Annotated in this window: 14 protein-coding genes; 12 read left to right on the forward strand and 2 right to left on the reverse strand. The window is 63.1% G+C overall.

Annotated elements, in window-relative coordinates:
• Positions 1-52 precede the first annotated feature (52 nt).
• Both AC0GUR_RS12705 and nagA read left to right on the forward strand, forming a co-directional pair.
• Entirely contained in the window at positions 53-1,087 is a 1,035-nt protein-coding gene (locus AC0GUR_RS12705; RefSeq protein ID WP_472877849.1) for an SIS domain-containing protein, read from the forward strand.
• Positions 1,087-2,241, forward strand: a complete 1,155-nt coding sequence (nagA, locus tag AC0GUR_RS12710; protein ID WP_472877850.1) for an N-acetylglucosamine-6-phosphate deacetylase — start codon at positions 1,087-1,089, stop codon at positions 2,239-2,241. The genes AC0GUR_RS12705 and nagA overlap by 1 nt, the downstream gene beginning before the upstream one ends.
• Positions 2,242-2,484: 243 nt before the next feature.
• On the opposite strand, the gene AC0GUR_RS12715 is transcribed toward nagA, so the two are convergent.
• Complete coding sequence (locus AC0GUR_RS12715; RefSeq protein ID WP_472877851.1) at positions 2,485-4,128, reverse strand: LTA synthase family protein; 1,644 nt, start codon at positions 4,126-4,128, stop codon at positions 2,485-2,487.
• A 254-nt stretch (positions 4,129-4,382) separates the two neighbouring features.
• Between AC0GUR_RS12715 and AC0GUR_RS12720 the strand changes: the two genes are divergently transcribed.
• The 6 genes from AC0GUR_RS12720 to AC0GUR_RS12745 all read left to right on the forward strand — a co-directional run bounded on the left by AC0GUR_RS12720 (position 4,383) and on the right by AC0GUR_RS12745 (position 11,734).
• A complete protein-coding gene (locus AC0GUR_RS12720) occupies positions 4,383-6,368 on the forward strand; it encodes a bifunctional 2',3'-cyclic-nucleotide 2'-phosphodiesterase/3'-nucleotidase (protein WP_472877852.1) in 1,986 nt (661 codons plus the stop codon).
• A gap of 305 nt (positions 6,369-6,673) precedes the next feature.
• Complete coding sequence (locus AC0GUR_RS12725) at positions 6,674-7,453, forward strand: transketolase (RefSeq protein ID WP_472877853.1); 780 nt, start codon at positions 6,674-6,676, stop codon at positions 7,451-7,453.
• The gene (locus tag AC0GUR_RS12730; protein ID WP_472877854.1) at positions 7,450-8,355 is read left to right on the forward strand and encodes a transketolase family protein; all 906 of its coding nucleotides are present in this window, start codon (positions 7,450-7,452) and stop codon (positions 8,353-8,355) included. The genes AC0GUR_RS12725 and AC0GUR_RS12730 overlap by 4 nt, the downstream gene beginning before the upstream one ends.
• A gap of 10 nt (positions 8,356-8,365) precedes the next feature.
• Positions 8,366-10,330, forward strand: a complete 1,965-nt coding sequence (locus tag AC0GUR_RS12735) for an NAD-dependent epimerase/dehydratase family protein (protein WP_472877855.1) — start codon at positions 8,366-8,368, stop codon at positions 10,328-10,330.
• 55 nt (positions 10,331-10,385) lie between these two features.
• Entirely contained in the window at positions 10,386-11,345 is a 960-nt protein-coding gene (locus AC0GUR_RS12740; protein WP_472877856.1) for a class I SAM-dependent methyltransferase, read from the forward strand.
• Positions 11,345-11,734: a GtrA family protein gene (locus AC0GUR_RS12745; RefSeq protein ID WP_472877857.1), complete on the forward strand. Its 390-nt coding sequence runs from the start codon at positions 11,345-11,347 to the stop codon at positions 11,732-11,734. Before AC0GUR_RS12740 ends, AC0GUR_RS12745 begins: the two co-directional genes overlap by 1 nt.
• A gap of 63 nt (positions 11,735-11,797) precedes the next feature.
• Here the strand turns inward: AC0GUR_RS12745 and AC0GUR_RS12750 are convergent, their stop codons facing one another.
• Positions 11,798-12,550 carry a methyltransferase domain-containing protein gene (locus AC0GUR_RS12750; protein WP_472877858.1) on the reverse strand — a complete coding sequence of 251 codons (753 nt, stop codon included), beginning with the start codon at positions 12,548-12,550 and terminating at the stop codon, positions 11,798-11,800.
• Between the two features lie 516 nt (positions 12,551-13,066).
• On the opposite strand from AC0GUR_RS12750, the gene AC0GUR_RS12755 reads away from it, so the two are divergent.
• The 4 genes from AC0GUR_RS12755 to thrC all read left to right on the forward strand — a co-directional run bounded on the left by AC0GUR_RS12755 (position 13,067) and on the right by thrC (position 17,177).
• Positions 13,067-13,303, forward strand: coding sequence for a hypothetical protein (locus AC0GUR_RS12755; RefSeq protein WP_472877859.1), 237 nt, complete (start codon positions 13,067-13,069; stop codon positions 13,301-13,303).
• 444 nt (positions 13,304-13,747) lie between these two features.
• The gene (locus tag AC0GUR_RS12760) at positions 13,748-14,899 is read left to right on the forward strand and encodes a homoserine dehydrogenase family protein (protein ID WP_472877860.1); all 1,152 of its coding nucleotides are present in this window, start codon (positions 13,748-13,750) and stop codon (positions 14,897-14,899) included.
• Positions 14,896-15,870, forward strand: coding sequence for a homoserine kinase (locus AC0GUR_RS12765; RefSeq protein WP_472877861.1), 975 nt, complete (start codon positions 14,896-14,898; stop codon positions 15,868-15,870). The genes AC0GUR_RS12760 and AC0GUR_RS12765 overlap by 4 nt, the downstream gene beginning before the upstream one ends.
• Entirely contained in the window at positions 15,867-17,177 is a 1,311-nt protein-coding gene (gene thrC, locus AC0GUR_RS12770; protein WP_472877862.1) for a threonine synthase, read from the forward strand. Before AC0GUR_RS12765 ends, thrC begins: the two co-directional genes overlap by 4 nt.
• Positions 17,178-17,218: the final 41 nt, after the last annotated feature.

The following is a 17,218-nucleotide window of genomic DNA, read 5'->3' on the forward strand; positions in this document are numbered from 1 at the left end:
ACGCGCTTTCGCCTCGCGGCATGCGCCTCGAGCATGTCACCGAGATAGGACGATGAAAGAAGCCAGCTCCACCCTGATGTACCGCGAGGCCCACGAGGCGGCCGCCGTGGTCGAGCGCCAGCTGCGCGAGAACGCGCAGATCCTGAAAGCGCTCGGCGAGCAGCTGCGGGCCAAGCCGCCCCGCTTCATCGTCACCTGCGCTCGCGGCAGCTCCGACCATGCTGCCGCCTACGCCAAGTACGTGTTCGAGACGCGCCTGGGCTTGATCACGGCCTCGGCGTCGCCATCCATCTCTTCGATCTACGACGCCGACCTGCGCCTCGACGGCGCGCTGTTCGTCGCCATCTCGCAATCGGGCAAGAGCCCCGACCTGCTGCGCAGCGCGCAGGCCGCCAAGGATGCCGGCGCCCATGTGGTGGCGCTGGTGAACGTGGAAGACTCGCCGCTTGCCGCGATGGCCGACACCTTCGTGCCACTGCGCGCCGGCCCCGAGTTGAGCGTGGCCGCCACCAAGAGCTACCTTGCCACGCTGGCGGCGATTCTTCAGCTCACCGCGCACTGGAGCAACGACGACTCGCTGCACGCCATCGTCAACCGCCTGCCGGACGATCTCCGCTGGGGTTGGGACGGTGACTGGAGCGCGCTCACCGACGGCCTGCGCGATGCAACCAACCTGTTCGTGGTGGGGCGCGGCTACGGCTTCGGCGCCGCACTGGAAGCCGCACTCAAGCTCAAGGAAACCTGCGGCCTGCATGCTGAGGCATTCAGCGCGGCCGAAGTGAAGCACGGCCCGATGGCGCTGGTGGGCAATGGCTTTCCGGTGCTGTTCTTCGCGCAGGATGATGGCACGCTGGAGAACACGCTGGCAGTGGCGCGCGAATTCCGCGCGCGCGGCGCCCGCGTGTTTGTCGCCGTGCCCGGCAGCACCGAACCCGACACATTGCCGTTGCCGGCGGGCATCGCGCCCATCGTGACGCCGCTGTTGGCGGTGCAGAGTTTCTATCGCGCCGCCAGCGCATTGTCGCTGGCACGCGGCTACGACCCGGATGTGCCGCCGCATCTGCGCAAAGTGACGGAGACCATGTGATGACTGCGCCGCTCACTGCCCTCGTCAACGGTCACGTGCTGATGGACCACGGCCCGCAGAGCGGGTTGGCGGTGCTGGTACGCGGTGACACCATCGAAGCGATCACCCGCACGGACGACCCACGCGTGACCGGTGCGCAGTCGCACGATCTCAAGGGACATCTGCTCGCACCGGGCTTTATTGATGTGCAGGTCAACGGCGGTGGCGGCGTGCTGTTCAATGCCGAACCGACCGTGGAGGCACTAGCCACCATCAGCGCGGCACATCGCAGATTTGGCACGACGGGTTTTCTGCCCACGCTGATCACCGATACCGCGGAAGTGATGCACAAGGCACTGGATGCGGTGGACGCGGCCATCGAACAGGGTGTGCCGGGCGTGCTCGGCATCCATTTGGAAGGCCCGTTCCTCGCTACCGCACGCAAGGGCATTCACGATGCCAGCCTGTTCCGCCTGCCTGCTGCGGAGGATATTGCCGCCATCACGCGCAAGCGTCGTGGCGTGGTGATGCTGACGCTGGCAGTGGAAGAAGTGCCGCTGGATACCATCCGCCAGCTCAGCGAAGCCGGCGTGCGGGTGGTGGCGGGCCATACCGCCGCCAACTACGCCACTACGCGCGCTGCGCTCGATGCGGGCGTGTGTGGCTTCACCCATCTCTACAACGCGATGACCCCGCTGGGCAGCCGCGAACCCGGCGTGGTCGGCGCGGCGTTGGATGATCCGCATAGCTGGTGCGGCCTGATTGTCGATGGCCACCATGTGCATCCGGTGGCGCTGCGCGTGGCCATTGCCGCCAAAGCACGCGGCAAGAGCGTGCTGGTCACCGACGCCATGCCGCCGGTGGGTGCCGACAACCCTGAGTATGTGCTCAATGGGCAGACCATCATTGTCCGCGACGGCATCTGCCAGAGCGATGCCGGCGTGCTCGCTGGTTCCGCGCTGGACATGGCGACCGGCGTGCGAAATCTGGTGAACATGGTGGGCCTGCCGCTAGCCGAAGCGTCGCGCATGGCCAGTGCCTATCCCGCGGCATGGCTGGGCCTGGATCGTACACACGGTCGCCTGGTGGCTGGCCAGCGCGCGGATTTTGCCGTGCTCGATGATGGCCTGGTGGTGCAGGAAACCTGGGTTAGCGGCACCCGCTACACCGCGTAAGCATCACTTCTTTTGTAGGAGCGCGCTTGCGCGCGACCGCAGCAACGCAGCTGCTTCGCGACGCTGGCCTTTGGCGCACAGGGTGCGCTCCCACAGGGGGCGCTGCATGACTGATACGTGTCCCGCAGGCTCACGCTCCGTGGTGGGAGCACACCTTGTGCGCGACAGCCTGACGGAGCGATGACGCTGCAACGCTGCGGTCGCGCACCAGTGCGCTCCTACAGAAAGCCAATGCCCTGCACGTTACTCGTACACGTGCAGGCGATCGAAGATCCACGTGTGATACGACTTCACCAATTCCGGCTGCGCGCAATCGGTGTAGAGACCATTGCAGCGCGTGCGCAGCGCGGTGGCGGCGGAGAAGTACGGATCCGTCGGCACATCGGCCGCCTGCAGCACCATGCTGGGCAGTAAGGCGATGTCGAGCATCGGGTAGCGCGGCATCGGTGCGCCCGCGAAGTTGCTCTTGATCATGTAGTAGGTGAGATAGTCCTTGTACGAGACCATGGCCGTCGGCCAGGTACGCGGCATCTCGCGGATCAAACCGCTGAACGACGGCTGGTGATCACCGAAATGCACGATCACGGTAGGCTGCTTTCGGTCGAGGAAGTCGTGTTCCAGGCCGCGCATCGCCACGTCGGAGTTGTGCAGGTTCGACAGGTACGTGTTGAGGTTCAGCGACTCGCGTTCCGGCAGGCCCTTGAGCAGGCCCTTGTTGAACGGCGCCGGCAACGACGACAACGGATCGGAGTCATGCGGGCCGTGCTGGGCCAGCGTGAGGATCATGACGAATACCGGTTGGCCCGGCTTCTTCACCTTGTCGTACACGCGCTTGGCCGCGTCGAACATCTGCTTGTCGGTCTCCTCCCACTCCTTCAGCCCCAGCTCGCCAGCGTCGTAGAACTGGTCGAAGCCATACGCCTTGTAGGCATTGCGACCGTTGAGGAAGCTGCCGTTGGTGGGATAGATGGCCACGGTGAGGTAACCCAACCGCTGCAGCTGCAATGGCAGGCTGTCGCGTACGTGCGGCGCCAGCACATAGGGGGCGTACATGCCGCCCGGCCCGAAGATGTCCTGCGGCATGCCGGTGAGCGTGGCGAATTCGCTCACCCAGGTGCCACCACCAAACGTGTGCACACGCATCGGCCCCGTGGCGCGAGTGCGCGCATCGGGCTTGAACATGCCCACGCGGCATTCCGGTATGTTGCACTGGGTGAAGTTGGCCGGGTTGAAGGTGCTTTCTTCCAACACCTGCACGATGTCCGGATACGACTCCGGCGAGCGCGGGGCGGCCGCCGGATCACGCTCTGCCGTCGCACCCCACTCCTGTTCGGCCGCCGCTTCGTCGCCCGTGTCGGGCAGACGGACGTCCGAATCGCTGAAGTTGACGAAGAAGTTGGTCATCTGCGCGTCGTCGGAGAGCTTCTCCCACGCGTTCCTCGCGTGCACTTCGGCAAACGGCCCCGTCGGCAGCAGGCATACCCAAAATGCCACCGCCCACAGCGCCATGCCGCCAGTACGCAGTGCCCAGGCGCGACTTGGGCGCAGGTGCGCCAGCATGCGCCGGTCCCAACGCCACACGGCCCACAACGTCAACGGCGTCACCACGCCAATCAGCAGACACAGGATCCACAGGTGCGGGTAATGTCCCAGTGTTTCGACCAGGCTGCTGCGCGCGTAGTAGACGAAATCCGACGGCATCAGCGGCGAGTCGAGGTAACGCAGCTTCATCACCGACAGGAAGTTGAGGCCGAGGAACAGCCCGCCACTCACCACCAGCGCCGTGGCCGGGCGGCCGAAAGCGAACAGGCACACGCCGAACGCGCACACCATGAGCGCGATCACGAACATCTGCTGCAAGTGGTCCGGCTCGCGCAGGGCTGTCATGCTTATGCAAAACAGAAAGAACCCTGCAGCGACCAGCCATAGTCCAGTTTTCCGCACGAAACGCGGCATAGCGGATAGGCCCCCTGTCCGGCCTGGTGTCATCGAAGCGCAATTCTACGGACTTGCCACCGTCACATGCACAACGGCAGGCAACAGCCTGAGGGGCGCCGCCATGCGGTTCAGCGGCGGTTGCCGCGGGCGGGCCGTCACGCCGATCTGTTAGGTTCTCCCCCTTTGCCATCCTGGAACGCCGCATGACCCCCCGCCTGCTCCCCCTCGCCGCCCTGGCCGCCGCCGTGCTGGCCGGTTGCGCGAGCCAGACGACCCGACCCGTCAACTTGCCGGAGGGCAGCCGGGCGCAGGTGGCCGTGCTGGAAACCACCGATGTCCACGCCAACGTCCTCAGCTACGACTATTACAAGCAGCGCGAAGACCGCGCCCTGGGTTACGAGCGCACCGCCACGCTGATACGCCAGGCGCGGGCGCACTATCCGAACAACTTCCTGTTCGATAGCGGCGACACCATCCAGGGCAGTGTGCTGGCCGATTACCAGGCCCAGGTGAAGCCGATCGGCTGCGGCGAGGAGCTGGGCATTTACCGCGCCATGGACGTGATGGGCTACGACGGCGGCACCGCCGGTAACCACGAGTTCAATTACGGGCTGGGCTTTCTTTCCCAGGCCACGGGTACGCCGATGAACGTGGAAGGAGGGCGCAACGACCGCTGCGCCGGCCCGCACTTCCCGCTGGTGCTGGCCAACGTGTACAGCGCACGCGACGGTGCGCCAATCTTCAAGCCGTGGACGGTGGTGCAGAAGGACATCACCGTGACCGCACCCGATGGCAGCAACCGGCAGGTGCCGCTGAAGGTCGGCATTATCGGCTTCACCCCGCCGCCGATCCTGGAGTGGGACAAGCAGAACCTGGCCGGCAAGGTCACCGTGACCGGTGTGGTCGAAGCGGCGCAGAAGTACCTGCCGGAGCTGGAGGCGCAACACCCGGACCTGGTGGTCGCCATTCTGCACGGCGGGCTCAGCACCGCGCCGTACACACCCGACATGGAGAACGGCGGCTGGTACTTGGCCGGTCTGCCCGGCATCGACGTGTTGCTGCTGGGCCACTCGCACACCGAATTCCCCGGCCCGCACTACAAGGGCATGTCGGAAGTGGATGCCGAGCGCGGCTTCGTGCGCGGCAAGCCAGCGGTGATGGGCGGCTTCTTCGGCAAAGACCTGGGCGTGATCGACCTCGCGCTGCAGCGCAAGGACGGCCATTGGGTGATCGATGCCGGCAAGACGCACAGCGAAGTGCGCCCCATCTGCCCAAGCAAGAACGACTGCGTGCCGGCCGACCCGGCCATCGCACCGGTGGTGGCGCAAGCGCATGAAGCCGCCATGGCCTACGTGAACACGCCGATCGGCAACAGCCGCGTGCGCATGAGCAGCTATTTCGCGGACGCGGGCAACATGACGGCGCTGGCGCCGATCAATGCGGCCATGCGTGACTACGTGCAACGCGAACTGCCCAAGCAGCATCCGGAGCTGGCCTCGTTGCCGGTACTTTCGGCCGCGGCCGCGTTCCGCACCGGGTTTGGCGGCCCCGACGATTACACCGACGTGGCCGTGGGCCCGTTGACCTTGCGCAGCGCCGCGGACCTCTACTTCTATCCCAACACGCTGGCTGCCGTGCAAGTGGATGGCGCCGGCCTCAAGGCCTGGCTGGAGAAATCCGCCGAACGCTTTAATCGCATCGACCTCACCAAGGACGGCGAGCAGGCGCTGATCGACGATCACTATCCGGGTTTCAATTTCGACCAGATCCAAGGTGAGCTCACTTACGAGATCGACCTGTCGAAACCGGTGGGCGAACGCATCGTCAAACTTCGCTACAAGGGTAAGCCGGTGGCGCCGCAGCAACGGTTCATCGTGGCCACCAACAACTACCGCGCCAGCGGCGGTGGCAACTTCCCTGGCCTCGACGGCAGCAACATCGTGCTGGCTGCACCGGATGGCGCACGCGAGATCCTGGCCAAGTGGATCCAGCGCCAGCAGACCATCGACGCGAAAGATCTGCCTCCCACGTCCTGGCGCTTCGCGCCGTTGAAAACACGTGGCGACGTGGTGTTCAAGAGCGCCAGCGGCAAGCAGGACGTGGCGCATGCGACCGGGCTGACCCATATCCGCCAGCTCAAGGACCATGGCGACGGCACCGCCACCTACGCCATCGATCTGGCGCACTGAGACTTCGAGCCCAGCCCCGGGCGGCAAAATCCTCCGTCCGGGCCGTTCCTTCTGTAAACTCGCCGAAGGGACACCTAACTCACATGGGTCTTGCTGGCTTGGGCACTGCGCTCTGCCCAAGCTGATGCCCAACAGCACAGGCGCGAGGACATGAACGACTCCAACCGACCCTGCCTGACAAGGCTGGGAGCCGATGGCTTGGCTCGGCCGGCGCTTCGCCTCAGCCTGATGGTTCACATGGGGTCTATGGTCTCCCAGTTGGGCGACCAGCGCGCACGCGCCAAGTTTCACCGCATAGGATCCGCATGACGTCGCCCCTCACTCCCAAGCGCATGGCGGCAATTCGTAGTCGCCTGATCCAGATGCACTTCGAAAGCGGCGTCGGGCACATCGGCGGCAACCTGTCATCGATAGACGCACTGGCGCTGTTGTTCAATGAACGGCTTGGCCTGCACGACCCGTTCGTGCTTTCCAAAGGCCATTCTGCGGGTGCTCTCTATGTGGCTCTGTGGAGCGCAGGGAAACTTTCGGACGCCGACCTGACGACCTTTCACAAGGACGACACCCTGCTGGCAGGGCATCCACCCGCGCGCGGCATCCATGACATCCTCTTCGCCACCGGCAGTCTGGGACATGGCCTCTCGCTGGCCGCGGGAACGGCTTTGGCATTGCGATTCAAAGGTGCCCAAGCACGCACCTATTGCCTCACCTCCGATGGTGAATGGCAGGAAGGTTCGACCTGGGAGGCATTGATCTTTGCCGCCCACCACCGACTGACCCATCTCACCGTACTCATCGACCATAACGGTCTGCAGGGGTTTGGCAGCACCGGTGACATTGCTTCGATGTTCCCGCTTTACGAAAGGCTCAAAGGGTTCGATATCGACCTGCAGGTGGTACCCGGCCATGACCTGGACGCCATACGCGGAGCGCTGGATGCGCAGTCAACCAAGCTCAAAGTGATCGTGCTCGAGACCACCAAGGGCAAGGGCGTTTCCTTCATGGAGAATCGCATGGAGTGGCACTACCTGCCGCTCAAAGAAGCCGACTATCGACTCGCGCTCGAGGAGTTGTCGCGCCCATGAGAAAGCAACTATGCGATGCGCTGGTGGCTCGCGCGGTGAATCCTGAGATGGTCTTTCTCACCGGCGACCTGGGCTTCATGGCGCTTGAGCTCTTGCAGTCGGCCCTTGGCGATCGATTCGTCAACGCCGGCGTCGCCGAACAGAACATGATCTCCGTTGCGGCAGCCATGGCCAGGCAAGGACTCGATGTGTGGGCTTACAGCATCGCGCCGTTCTGCTATGCGCGGCCCTTCGAGCAGATCCGCAACGACATTGCCTTTCATCACCTTCCCGTGCGCCTGATCGGCAACGGCGGTGGCTATGGCTACGGCGTCATGGGCCCCACCCACCACGCCATCGAAGACTATGGCGTGCTACTGACCCTGCCGAACATGCGTGTGTATGCGCCGGTGTTCGATGAAGACGTGACCACCGTCATCGAACGCGCAGGAAGCGATCATCACTCGGCTTATATTCGGCTAGGTCGCGGCGAGCCGCCCGCCGGCTACGTCGTGCCCGACTATGCCCCATGGCGTCCGCTGCTCACCGGGGGCGGCCCGCCAGTGATCGCCGTAGGTCCGCTCGCGGGCACCTATATCGCCGACCTCTCGGTACTGCCTGAAGAACGGCGCCCCAACCTGTGGGCGGTTGCCGAACTCCCGCTAGCGCTCAATCCGCTGCCAGAGGCACTCATCAAGCAGATCGCCGATAGCGATCGTGTATGCGTGGCGGAGGAGCATGTGGCACAAGGTGGTGTCGCCTCGGACCTGGCGATGCACATGCTGAAGCAAGGCCTCTCCGCACGACTGATCCACCTGCATGCACGAGCCCACCATTACGCACGATACGGTTCGCAGACCTACCTCCGTCGACAATCGGGTCTTGATCCCGCAAGTCTCCTTGATGCACTGGCTCTAAGCTAAACCGACGCGCATGAGCGATTTGATTCGGCACATTCGAGCCCTTCAGGGACCCATTCTTGTCACCGGCGGCGGCGGCTTTGTCGGCGCCAATCTGTTCCGCATGCTGCTGGAGCACCGCCGTGACGTTTACGCGGTGGTACAGAGTGCGCGCAACTGGCGTCTCGAGGACTTGCCCGAGTCCAACGTCCTTAGCGCGAACGTCAATGATCCGACGGCGCTGAAGCACCTTTTGGATCAGGTAAAGCCGCTAACCGTATTCGATTGCGTCGCCTACGGTGCGTATTCGTTCGAGCAAGACCCCAGCCTCATCTACGAGACGAACTTTTCATCGATCGTAAGCCTGGTCACCTTGCTGGCGGATCGCCAGATTGCGGCCTTTGTGCACGCGGGCAGCTCGTCCGAGTACGGCACCAACAGCGCGGCACCGAAGGAAGATGATCGCTGTGCGCCGAACAGTCACTACGCCGTATCCAAGGTGGCCACTGCGGAGTACCTGCAGTACATGGGCAAGGAGCGCCGCTTCCCCTGCGCGAACCTCCGCCTCTATTCCGTGTACGGACCGCTTGAGGATGGCTCGCGCCTGATTCCCAATCTGCTGCGCAAGGCGCTTTCAGGCACGTTGCCACCCTTCGTCGACGCGCGCACGTCGCGCGATTTCGTCCACGTCGACGATGTGTGCCGGGCCTTCATCTATGCAGCTGCGAAGATGAATCCCGACCTTTACGGCGAGAGTCTGAACATCGGCTCCGGTCGCTGTACCACCATCGCTGAACTCGCCGCATTGACGCAAACGTTGTTCGACATTCCGGAGGAGCCCCACTTTGGCTCCATGGAAGCACGCGCGTGGGATCTCGCAGATTGGTATGCCGATCCGTCCAAGGCAAGGAAGATGCTGGACTGGCACGCCGAGATACCGCTCGCGGATGGACTGAAGTCCATGTCCCAATGGGTGGCGACACTCTCTGAGGAAGATCTCGGGCGCCTGTCGAAGAAAGCTACCAACAAAAAGCGGCGCAGTGTTTCCGCCATCATTGCCTGCTACAAGGACGAACCGGCCATACCGGTGATGTATGAGCGGCTCAAGGCTACCTTCGAACGGCTTCGCATCGATCACGAGATCATCTTCGTCAACGATTGCAGTCCCGACAACAGCGCTGCGGTGATCCAGGAGATTTCCGCGAGAGATCCCAAGGTCATTGGCATTTCGCATTCGCGCAACTTTGGCTCGCAGATGGCTTTCCGCAGCGGCATGGAGCTGGCCACCAAGGATGCCGTGGTTCTGCTTGATGGTGACCTGCAGGATCCCCCTGAATTGATCGAGGCCTTCTACGAAAAATGGGAAGAAGGCTTCGATGTGGTCTATGGCCGGCGAGTACGGCGCGAGATGCCCTGGCATTGGGGGCTTCTGTATAAGGCGTTCTATCGCGTGTTCGCCGCGTTCAGTTACGTCAAGATCCCACTCGATGCCGGCGACTTCTCCTTGATCGACCGCAAGGTAATGCAGTGGCTGCTCTCGTGCCCCGAGCGTGACTTGTTCATGCGTGGTCTGCGTGCTTACGTCGGATTCCGCCAAACCGGCGTCGACTACGTTCGTCCCGAACGGATGTTCGGGCGCACCACCAATACCTTCACCAAAAATATCGACTGGGCGAAGAAGGGCATTTTTTCCTTCAGCAACGTTCCGCTGACCTTGCTGACCACGGCGGGCCTGACCCTGCTTGCCCTGTCTATCGTTGCCGCCGTCGTGGTGGGTGCGCTGCGCCTGATCTGGCCGGACATCGCGCCTCGTGGCGCGACCACTCTGCTCATTACGATTCTGATGTTTGGCTCGCTCAACCTGTTCGGTATCGGGCTGCTGGGCGAGTACATCGGAAAAATCATGCTCGAAGTCAAAGGAAGGCCACGGCTGATACGCTCAGCGCTTATCCGGCACGGTGTCGTCACGGACCAGGTGACCAAGCCGGGCAACAACTGAGCGGCCGCGCTTCGTCATCATTGGCCACAACCACCCGACGCCCGGACACTTTTGGATGCCTCAGGAAGCCCTGCAAGAACGCGCACATCTCTCCGATCGGCAGGCACGCGCTTGCCCGGTATGCGGGAGCTCGCCGGAGCGCGGCCGCACGTTCCTCGACGAGAAGATCGATGCCTCGCGTCTCAATGAGTTCAGCTTCGCGTCGCGCAAGGAGCCCGAGTTCCTTAACTACCGCATGACCCAGTGCTTCGGCTGCGATCTGGTCTACGTCGATCAACCGCCCTCGCAGCAAGCCTTGGCGGAGGCCTACCACGTCGCCGACTACGACAGCTCAGAAGAAGCCAACGACGCCGCTGCCGCCTATTTGCGCGAACTGCAGCCCGTATTGGCGAAGCTGCGCCGCGGCGCAGCACTAGAAATCGGCACGGGAACAGGCGTCCTGCTCGAAGGGCTCGCAGCGGCAGGCTTTGATCACGTGGAAGGCGTTGAGCCATCTACAGCTGCCGTCATCGCGGCTCCATCGCATCGTCGCCCGTGGATCAGGGAAGGCATTTTTCGGGAAGCGGATTTCGAACCTCAATCGTTCGACCTCATCTGCTGCTTCATGACGCTGGAGCATGTGCGTGATCCGCTGGAAATCGCACAGTCCGTCCTGCGCCTTTTGCGGCCGGGCGGCGCGTTCGTGACCGTAACCCACGACTATCGAAGCCCAGTCAATCGCATCCTCGGGCGCCGTTCACCGATTATCGATGTCGAGCATATGCAGCTATTTTCCCCTCGCAGCATTGCCGAGCTGTTTGCTCGAGCAGGCTATGAGAACGTGCAAGCCAAACCCTTTGCCAACCGCTACGCACTTTCTTATTGGACCCGCTTGCTGCCTTTGAGCCCGGCCATAAAGCGCTCGCTGATCAAGGCGGAAAACGCTCTCGGATTGGGCCAACGCAAGCTCACTTTCAACGTTGGCAACACCGTGGCGGCTGGCTTTCGCCCCGGCACGAGAGCGGAACATTCTTGATGAAGGTCGATCGGCGGTTCTTCCGCTTTATCTTGGTGGGGCTACTCAATACTCTTTTCGGACTTGGCGCTTACTCACTGCTTGTATGGTTGGGTTTGCCTGTCTGGGCTGCCCTGGTGGGTGGCAACGTGGCCGGTGTGGCATTCAATTTCTTCACGACAGGCCATTTTGTTTTTTCGGAAGTTGCCGTTTCGCGGCTTCCACGCTTTATCGCAGCCTATGTGGGCCTGTATCTGGTGAATTACGCCGCGATTCGCGCACTGCTGGCATCAGGAATGGGCCCCATTGTGAGCCAGGCGTTGCTCGCGCCGCTGATGGCCGTGTTGTCCTTCTACGTGATGTCCAGACATGTCTTTGCCAACGCTCCGGAACACGTCGCCGACGAGTAAACGGGCACCAGGAGTCGCCGGGTAAGCGGCCCGCGCGACCGGTGCGGACGTCGTGCTAGAGGCTCAAAGTCGGACAGCCCGCACAAAGTATCCCAGTGGATCTTCCCGCGCACCCAGCCCCAGGCGCCCGGACAGGTGAGCGCAAAACAGAAACGCGGCCGTTACAGGTGCGGCCAGCAAGAACAGCGGAAGCGTCAACACAGATGTCGTCGATAACCGCATGGGCGCAAGACGCATCGAAAGTACCACCAGCTTGCTGGCGATCGCATCGATGTCGCTCCCCCGCTCGGCAATGACGATATCGGTGAACCCGGCCGATGCCAGCAGCTCCTGCAGCCGCTCGCGGGTAAAGCGGTGATAGTCGAACGGCACATGGTGACGGCGTGCCGACCACGGCACGGTCAGTAGCAACACGCCTCCCTGGCGCAGGCAGCGAGCCGTTTCCATCAGAAGCTCCTGCGGATTCTGTACGTGCTCGAGCACTTCGATACAGATGGCGCCGTCAAAGTTCTTGTCGGGAAAGGGGATGGTGTGCCCATCGAAATAGGTGACATCCGTGCGCGCCCCCTGCATGCCGAATTCATCGGCATTGCCGACATCGATCCCATAATAGCTGGCCCCCTTCGGCAACCACTCCCGCCAGGGCGACTCCCCTGCGCCCACATCGAGCACCTTGCCGCCCAGGTCCGCCATTGCCGGGCGCAAGTAGCGCACGATGGTCTTGAGCTGCAGGTCGACCATGCAGCGAACGCGGAACATCAGCGGATTCGCCGACGGTGCCTTGACCGAGATAGGTTTGAAGCTTTCGTTCGACATGTCGAGTGTCAGCGCGATTTGGTGGGTGCCACCTGCACGGTATCAGTCATTGAAGTTGCGCGTGATCCATGAATATAGCGAATCGCGTAGTACGTTCCGGAATCCACTACGCAACCACGCTGATAGGCAGCATCGCAATCTGCAATCCGTCTTCTGGAGTCGTAATCCCGCTTGACGAGGATCCGGCTATAGCCTGGAGCCTTGCCGCCATATCGGCAAGGAATGTCGCCCCGATGGCGACGGCAAAGGGCCTAAATTCTCCAGTCGGTGACAGGTGCACCGACCTGCTCGCACGTCGAAGTAGCGCGCTGAATCAAAGTAGTGACCGGATTGTATGGACTGTTCACTGACTGCTCGAGTTGCCCTTAAGCCTTGCCTAAGCCTTGCGCGACGCTGATAGAACTCAGCCGCCTTACCGTCACCATCGATCTGGCGCACCGATTGAGCACTGGAACCATGCGCGCGACGGCGTAGACTCCGCCGCGCGTTCCCTAGTGACGCCACAGGAGGCATGCGATGCAAGGTGAGCAGAAGTATTGGTTCCCGGCCAAACGCTATGGATGGGGATGGGGCTTTCCCACCACATGGCAGGGCATAGTGGTGATGCTTGCGTACGCCGTGCTGCTGGGTACCAGCCTGAAATGGTTGATACCTCGCCACGAACCCGGCTTATTGATGCTTTGCGTTGGCGCGCTAACCGCGGCGCTGACGCTGGTCTGCTGGCTCAAGGGCGAGCCTCCCCACTGGCGCTGAGGCGGTCACGACTGACTGGATACGGCTTTCTGTAGGAGCGCACTTGTGCAGGATCGCAGCCTCCCGCAGCTAGCGCTCCGCTTGCCTGTCGCGCACAAGTGCACTCCCACAGAAAGCGTCTCCCAACCGTAGCGACAGCTAAAGTTTCAGTTGTACCTGTTGACCGCAGTGCAACATCGACCTAAGGTCGAACCCATGTCGCCTTTGTCCGTGCCAACCTGCATGCTTTCGAACCCGGTTCCCTCCGGGCGCATGCTGCTGTGCCCAGGCGCCATGACCATCGCCACCGTGACCACCACCACGACCACTATTACCACCAGGTCGGGGTGGGTTGCCGTGCGCGAGTAAGTTTCCCTAACGCAAACGGCCCCGCCCTCGATGAGGCGGGCCGGTGCACTCTCCGTACCCCGCCAGCGAGCACGGGCCCCTTACCCGGAGGCCACCGTGAACATTGCTGCGTCACCATCACTGGAACAACCCTCGCTACCACCGCATGCCCTGGCGCTGCCGACGGTCACCGCACGCCAGCGCGTGCTTGCCGTGGGCCTGATCGGCCCCGGCCGTGTCGGCAGCGCCCTGCTCGATCAGCTGCGCACTGCGCAGCCACGGCTGGCGAGAGCCGGACTCGAACTCAGACTCTGCGGCGTCGCCGCCAGCCGCCGCATGTGGCTGGATGTGGATGATCCCGAGCTCAACGGCCGCCACGACAGCGCGCAAACTTGGCGCCCGAGCAATCTCGACCAATTTGCCGCCCATGTGCGTGGCGATGATGGTCGCCACGCACTGCTGATCGATTGCAGCGCCAGCGACGTCGTGGCATCGCGTTATGCCGACTGGCTTGCTGCCGGCATGCATGTGGTCACGCCCAACAAGCTTGCGGGCAGCGGGCCGTTGTGGCGCCTGCAAGCCATCCGCTCAGCCTGTGGCAATGGTGCACGCTTTCGCTACGAGGCTACCGTGTGTGCGGGTCTTCCCGTGGTGCAGACCTTACGTGATCTGCTCGATACCGGCGACGAATTGCTTGCGGTCGAAGGCATGTTTTCCGGCACTCTGGCATGGCTATGTCATCGCCACGACGGCAGCCGCCCGTTCTCTTCGCTGGTACGCGAGGCACATGCGCTTGGCTATACGGAACCTGACCCGCGCGACGATCTATCCGGCCTGGACGTGGCACGAAAGCTGGTGATCCTTGCACGCGAAGCGGGGTGGTCACTGTCGCTGGACGATGTGGAGGTGCAAAGTCTGGTGCCTTCCGAATTGGCGGCTGTTCCCGTCGAGGACGTGATGGACCAACTGCATCTGCTTGATGGCCCCATGGCGCGCGACGTTGCCAGCGCGCAGACGCAAGGCAGCGTATTGCGCCATGTCGCCAGCCTCGACGCCAATGGGCACGCCAGCGTGCGCCTTGCCATGCTGCCTAAATCGCATCCATTCGCGCACACGCGACTCACGGACAACATCGTACAGTTCACCACGCGCCGCTATCGCGACAACCCTATGCTAGTGCAAGGACCCGGTGCCGGCCCGGAAGTGACGGCAGCTGGTATCTTCGCTGACCTGTTACGCATTGCCGAATCACTGGAGGTGCGCCCATGAGTGCGCAGTTGGCCGATCCCATGACGAACCCGCAACGCGCGCTGAGCGCACAGGCCATGGCGTTTGCCAGCGTTGGCAATGTCGCGGTGGGTTTCGACATCCTGGGTCATACCGTCGCCGGTGCGGGTGATCGCGCGGTGGTGCGTCGTATCGATGAGCCCACCGTTCGCATTGCCGCCGTGCATGGTTGTGTGACGGATTTGCCGCTGGACGCCGCAGCGAATACCGCAGGCGCCGCGCTACTCTCGCTACGCCGCGCACTGGGCCTGCGGCACGGTTTCGAGGTCGAGCTGCACAAGGGCATCGCGCTCGGTTCCGGCATGGGCGGATCCGCTGCGTCGTGCGTGGCCGCGTTGGTGGCCGCCAATGCTCTTCTGGAACGCGAACTGCCACGCGAAGCGCTCTACAGTTTTGCGATGGATGGCGAATCCGTCGCCAGCGGCAGCCGCCACGGCGACAACATTGGCCCGATGCTGCTGGGCGGCCTGGTGCTGGCCACGCGCGACCGCGTCCTGCGCCTGCCGGTGCCTGATGACTGGCATTGCGCGCTGGTGCATCCGCACGTCGTGCTTGAAACGCGCCGGTCGCGCACGGTGCTGGCAGATGGCTTTGCCTTGCACGACGTGGTGATGCAGCACGCGAACCTCGCCCTGGTGCTCACGGGCTGTCACCGCGGCGACGCCACGCTGGTGCGCGATGGTCTGAAGGACGTGCTGGTAGAGCCACGCCGCGCCCCGCTTATCCCAGGCTTCGCACGCGTCAAGCAGGCCGCGCTCGATCACAATGCCTTGGGCGCCAGTATTTCTGGTGGCGGTCCCAGCGTGTTCGGTTGGTATGAGCGACGCGAGGATGCCGAGCTTGCTGCTTCCGCGATGGTCGCCGAGTTTGCCGAAGAAGGTCTTGCCAGCGATGCGCTGGTGTCGCCTATCAACGGGCCCGCCGCCACGGTGTTGGACGAGGACGCGGCATGAGCGAGCCGTTGCATTACCGCAGCACGCGCAGTGCGCGTCATGCGGCAGGCATTGAGCAGGTGATCGCAGCTGGACTGGCGCCGGATGGTGGCTTGTATGTGCCCGAGGCGCTGCCATCGTTGGATCACGCCGCGTTCAATCTTGCCGGTTCGTTGGCCGATACTGCCTGCACGTTGCTGCAGCCCTTCTTCCGGGGCTCAACGCTAGCCGGCGAACTGCCTGCCATCTGTCGGGAAGCGTTCGATTTCGACGTGCCGTTGCGCCCGCTTGCCTATCGCAGCAACGCCTCGGTGCTGGAACTCTTCCACGGCCCGAGCGCTGCCTTCAAGGACATCGGCGCGCGCTTTCTGGCCGCGTGCTTCCGACGCCTGCGTCGCGATGAAGACACACCACTCACCATCGTCGTCGCGACTTCGGGCGACACCGGCGCCGCGGTGGCGGCGGCCTTCCATCGCCAGCCCGGTATTCGCGTCGTCATCCTTTATCCCGATGGCCGCGTGTCGCCACGGCAGGCACATCAGCTCGGCTGCTTTGGCGATAACGTGCAGGCACTGCGCGTTGCCGGCAGCTTTGATGATTGCCAACGTATGGCGAAAGCCGCGCTCAACGACAGCGACTTGCAGTCCCACGTGCCGTTGTCGTCCGCCAACAGCATCAGCCTGGGCCGTTTGCTACCGCAGATGAGCTACTACGCACATGCCTCCCTTGCCTGGTGGCGACACCACCTCACGCCGCTCAACTTCATCGTGCCCACCGGCAATCTCGGCAATGCACTGGCGTGCGCATGGGTTCGCGAGATGGGCTTGCCGGTGGGTGAGATTCATCTCGCCTGCAATGCCAATACGACCCTGCCTGATTACTTCAACGGCGCTCCCTACACGCCCCGCCCTGCCGTAGCCACGCTGGCCAATGCGATGGATGTCGGCGCACCCAGTAATTTCGAGCGCCTGCACTGGACCTTTCCACACGACCACGAACTGCGCTTGCAGCTTCGCGCCAGCAGCGTGGACGATGCCGCCATACGCGACACCATCGTGCGGCATACGCGTGAACACGGCGAACTGTTCTGTCCTCACACCGCCACGGCCGTGCATGTGCTCGACGGCATGAGCGACACGGACCGGCCGTGGGCAGTGGTGGCTACCGCACACCCGGCGAAGTTCGACAGCGTGGTCGAGCCGCTAATCGGTCGCACCATCGCCGTGCCACCGGCTCTGCTAGCCATGCTGCAACGTCCGGCAAGTGCAGAGCCCATGCCCGCAAATGACGAAGCATTGAAGCACTGGCTGGCCTACCAGATGGCTTAATCCTGGCGTTTTCCACGAAAGCGCCACACCCTTTCGGCACG

The sequence above is a fragment of the Dyella sp. PARNA 12/25 genome (genome assembly GCF_055702865.1).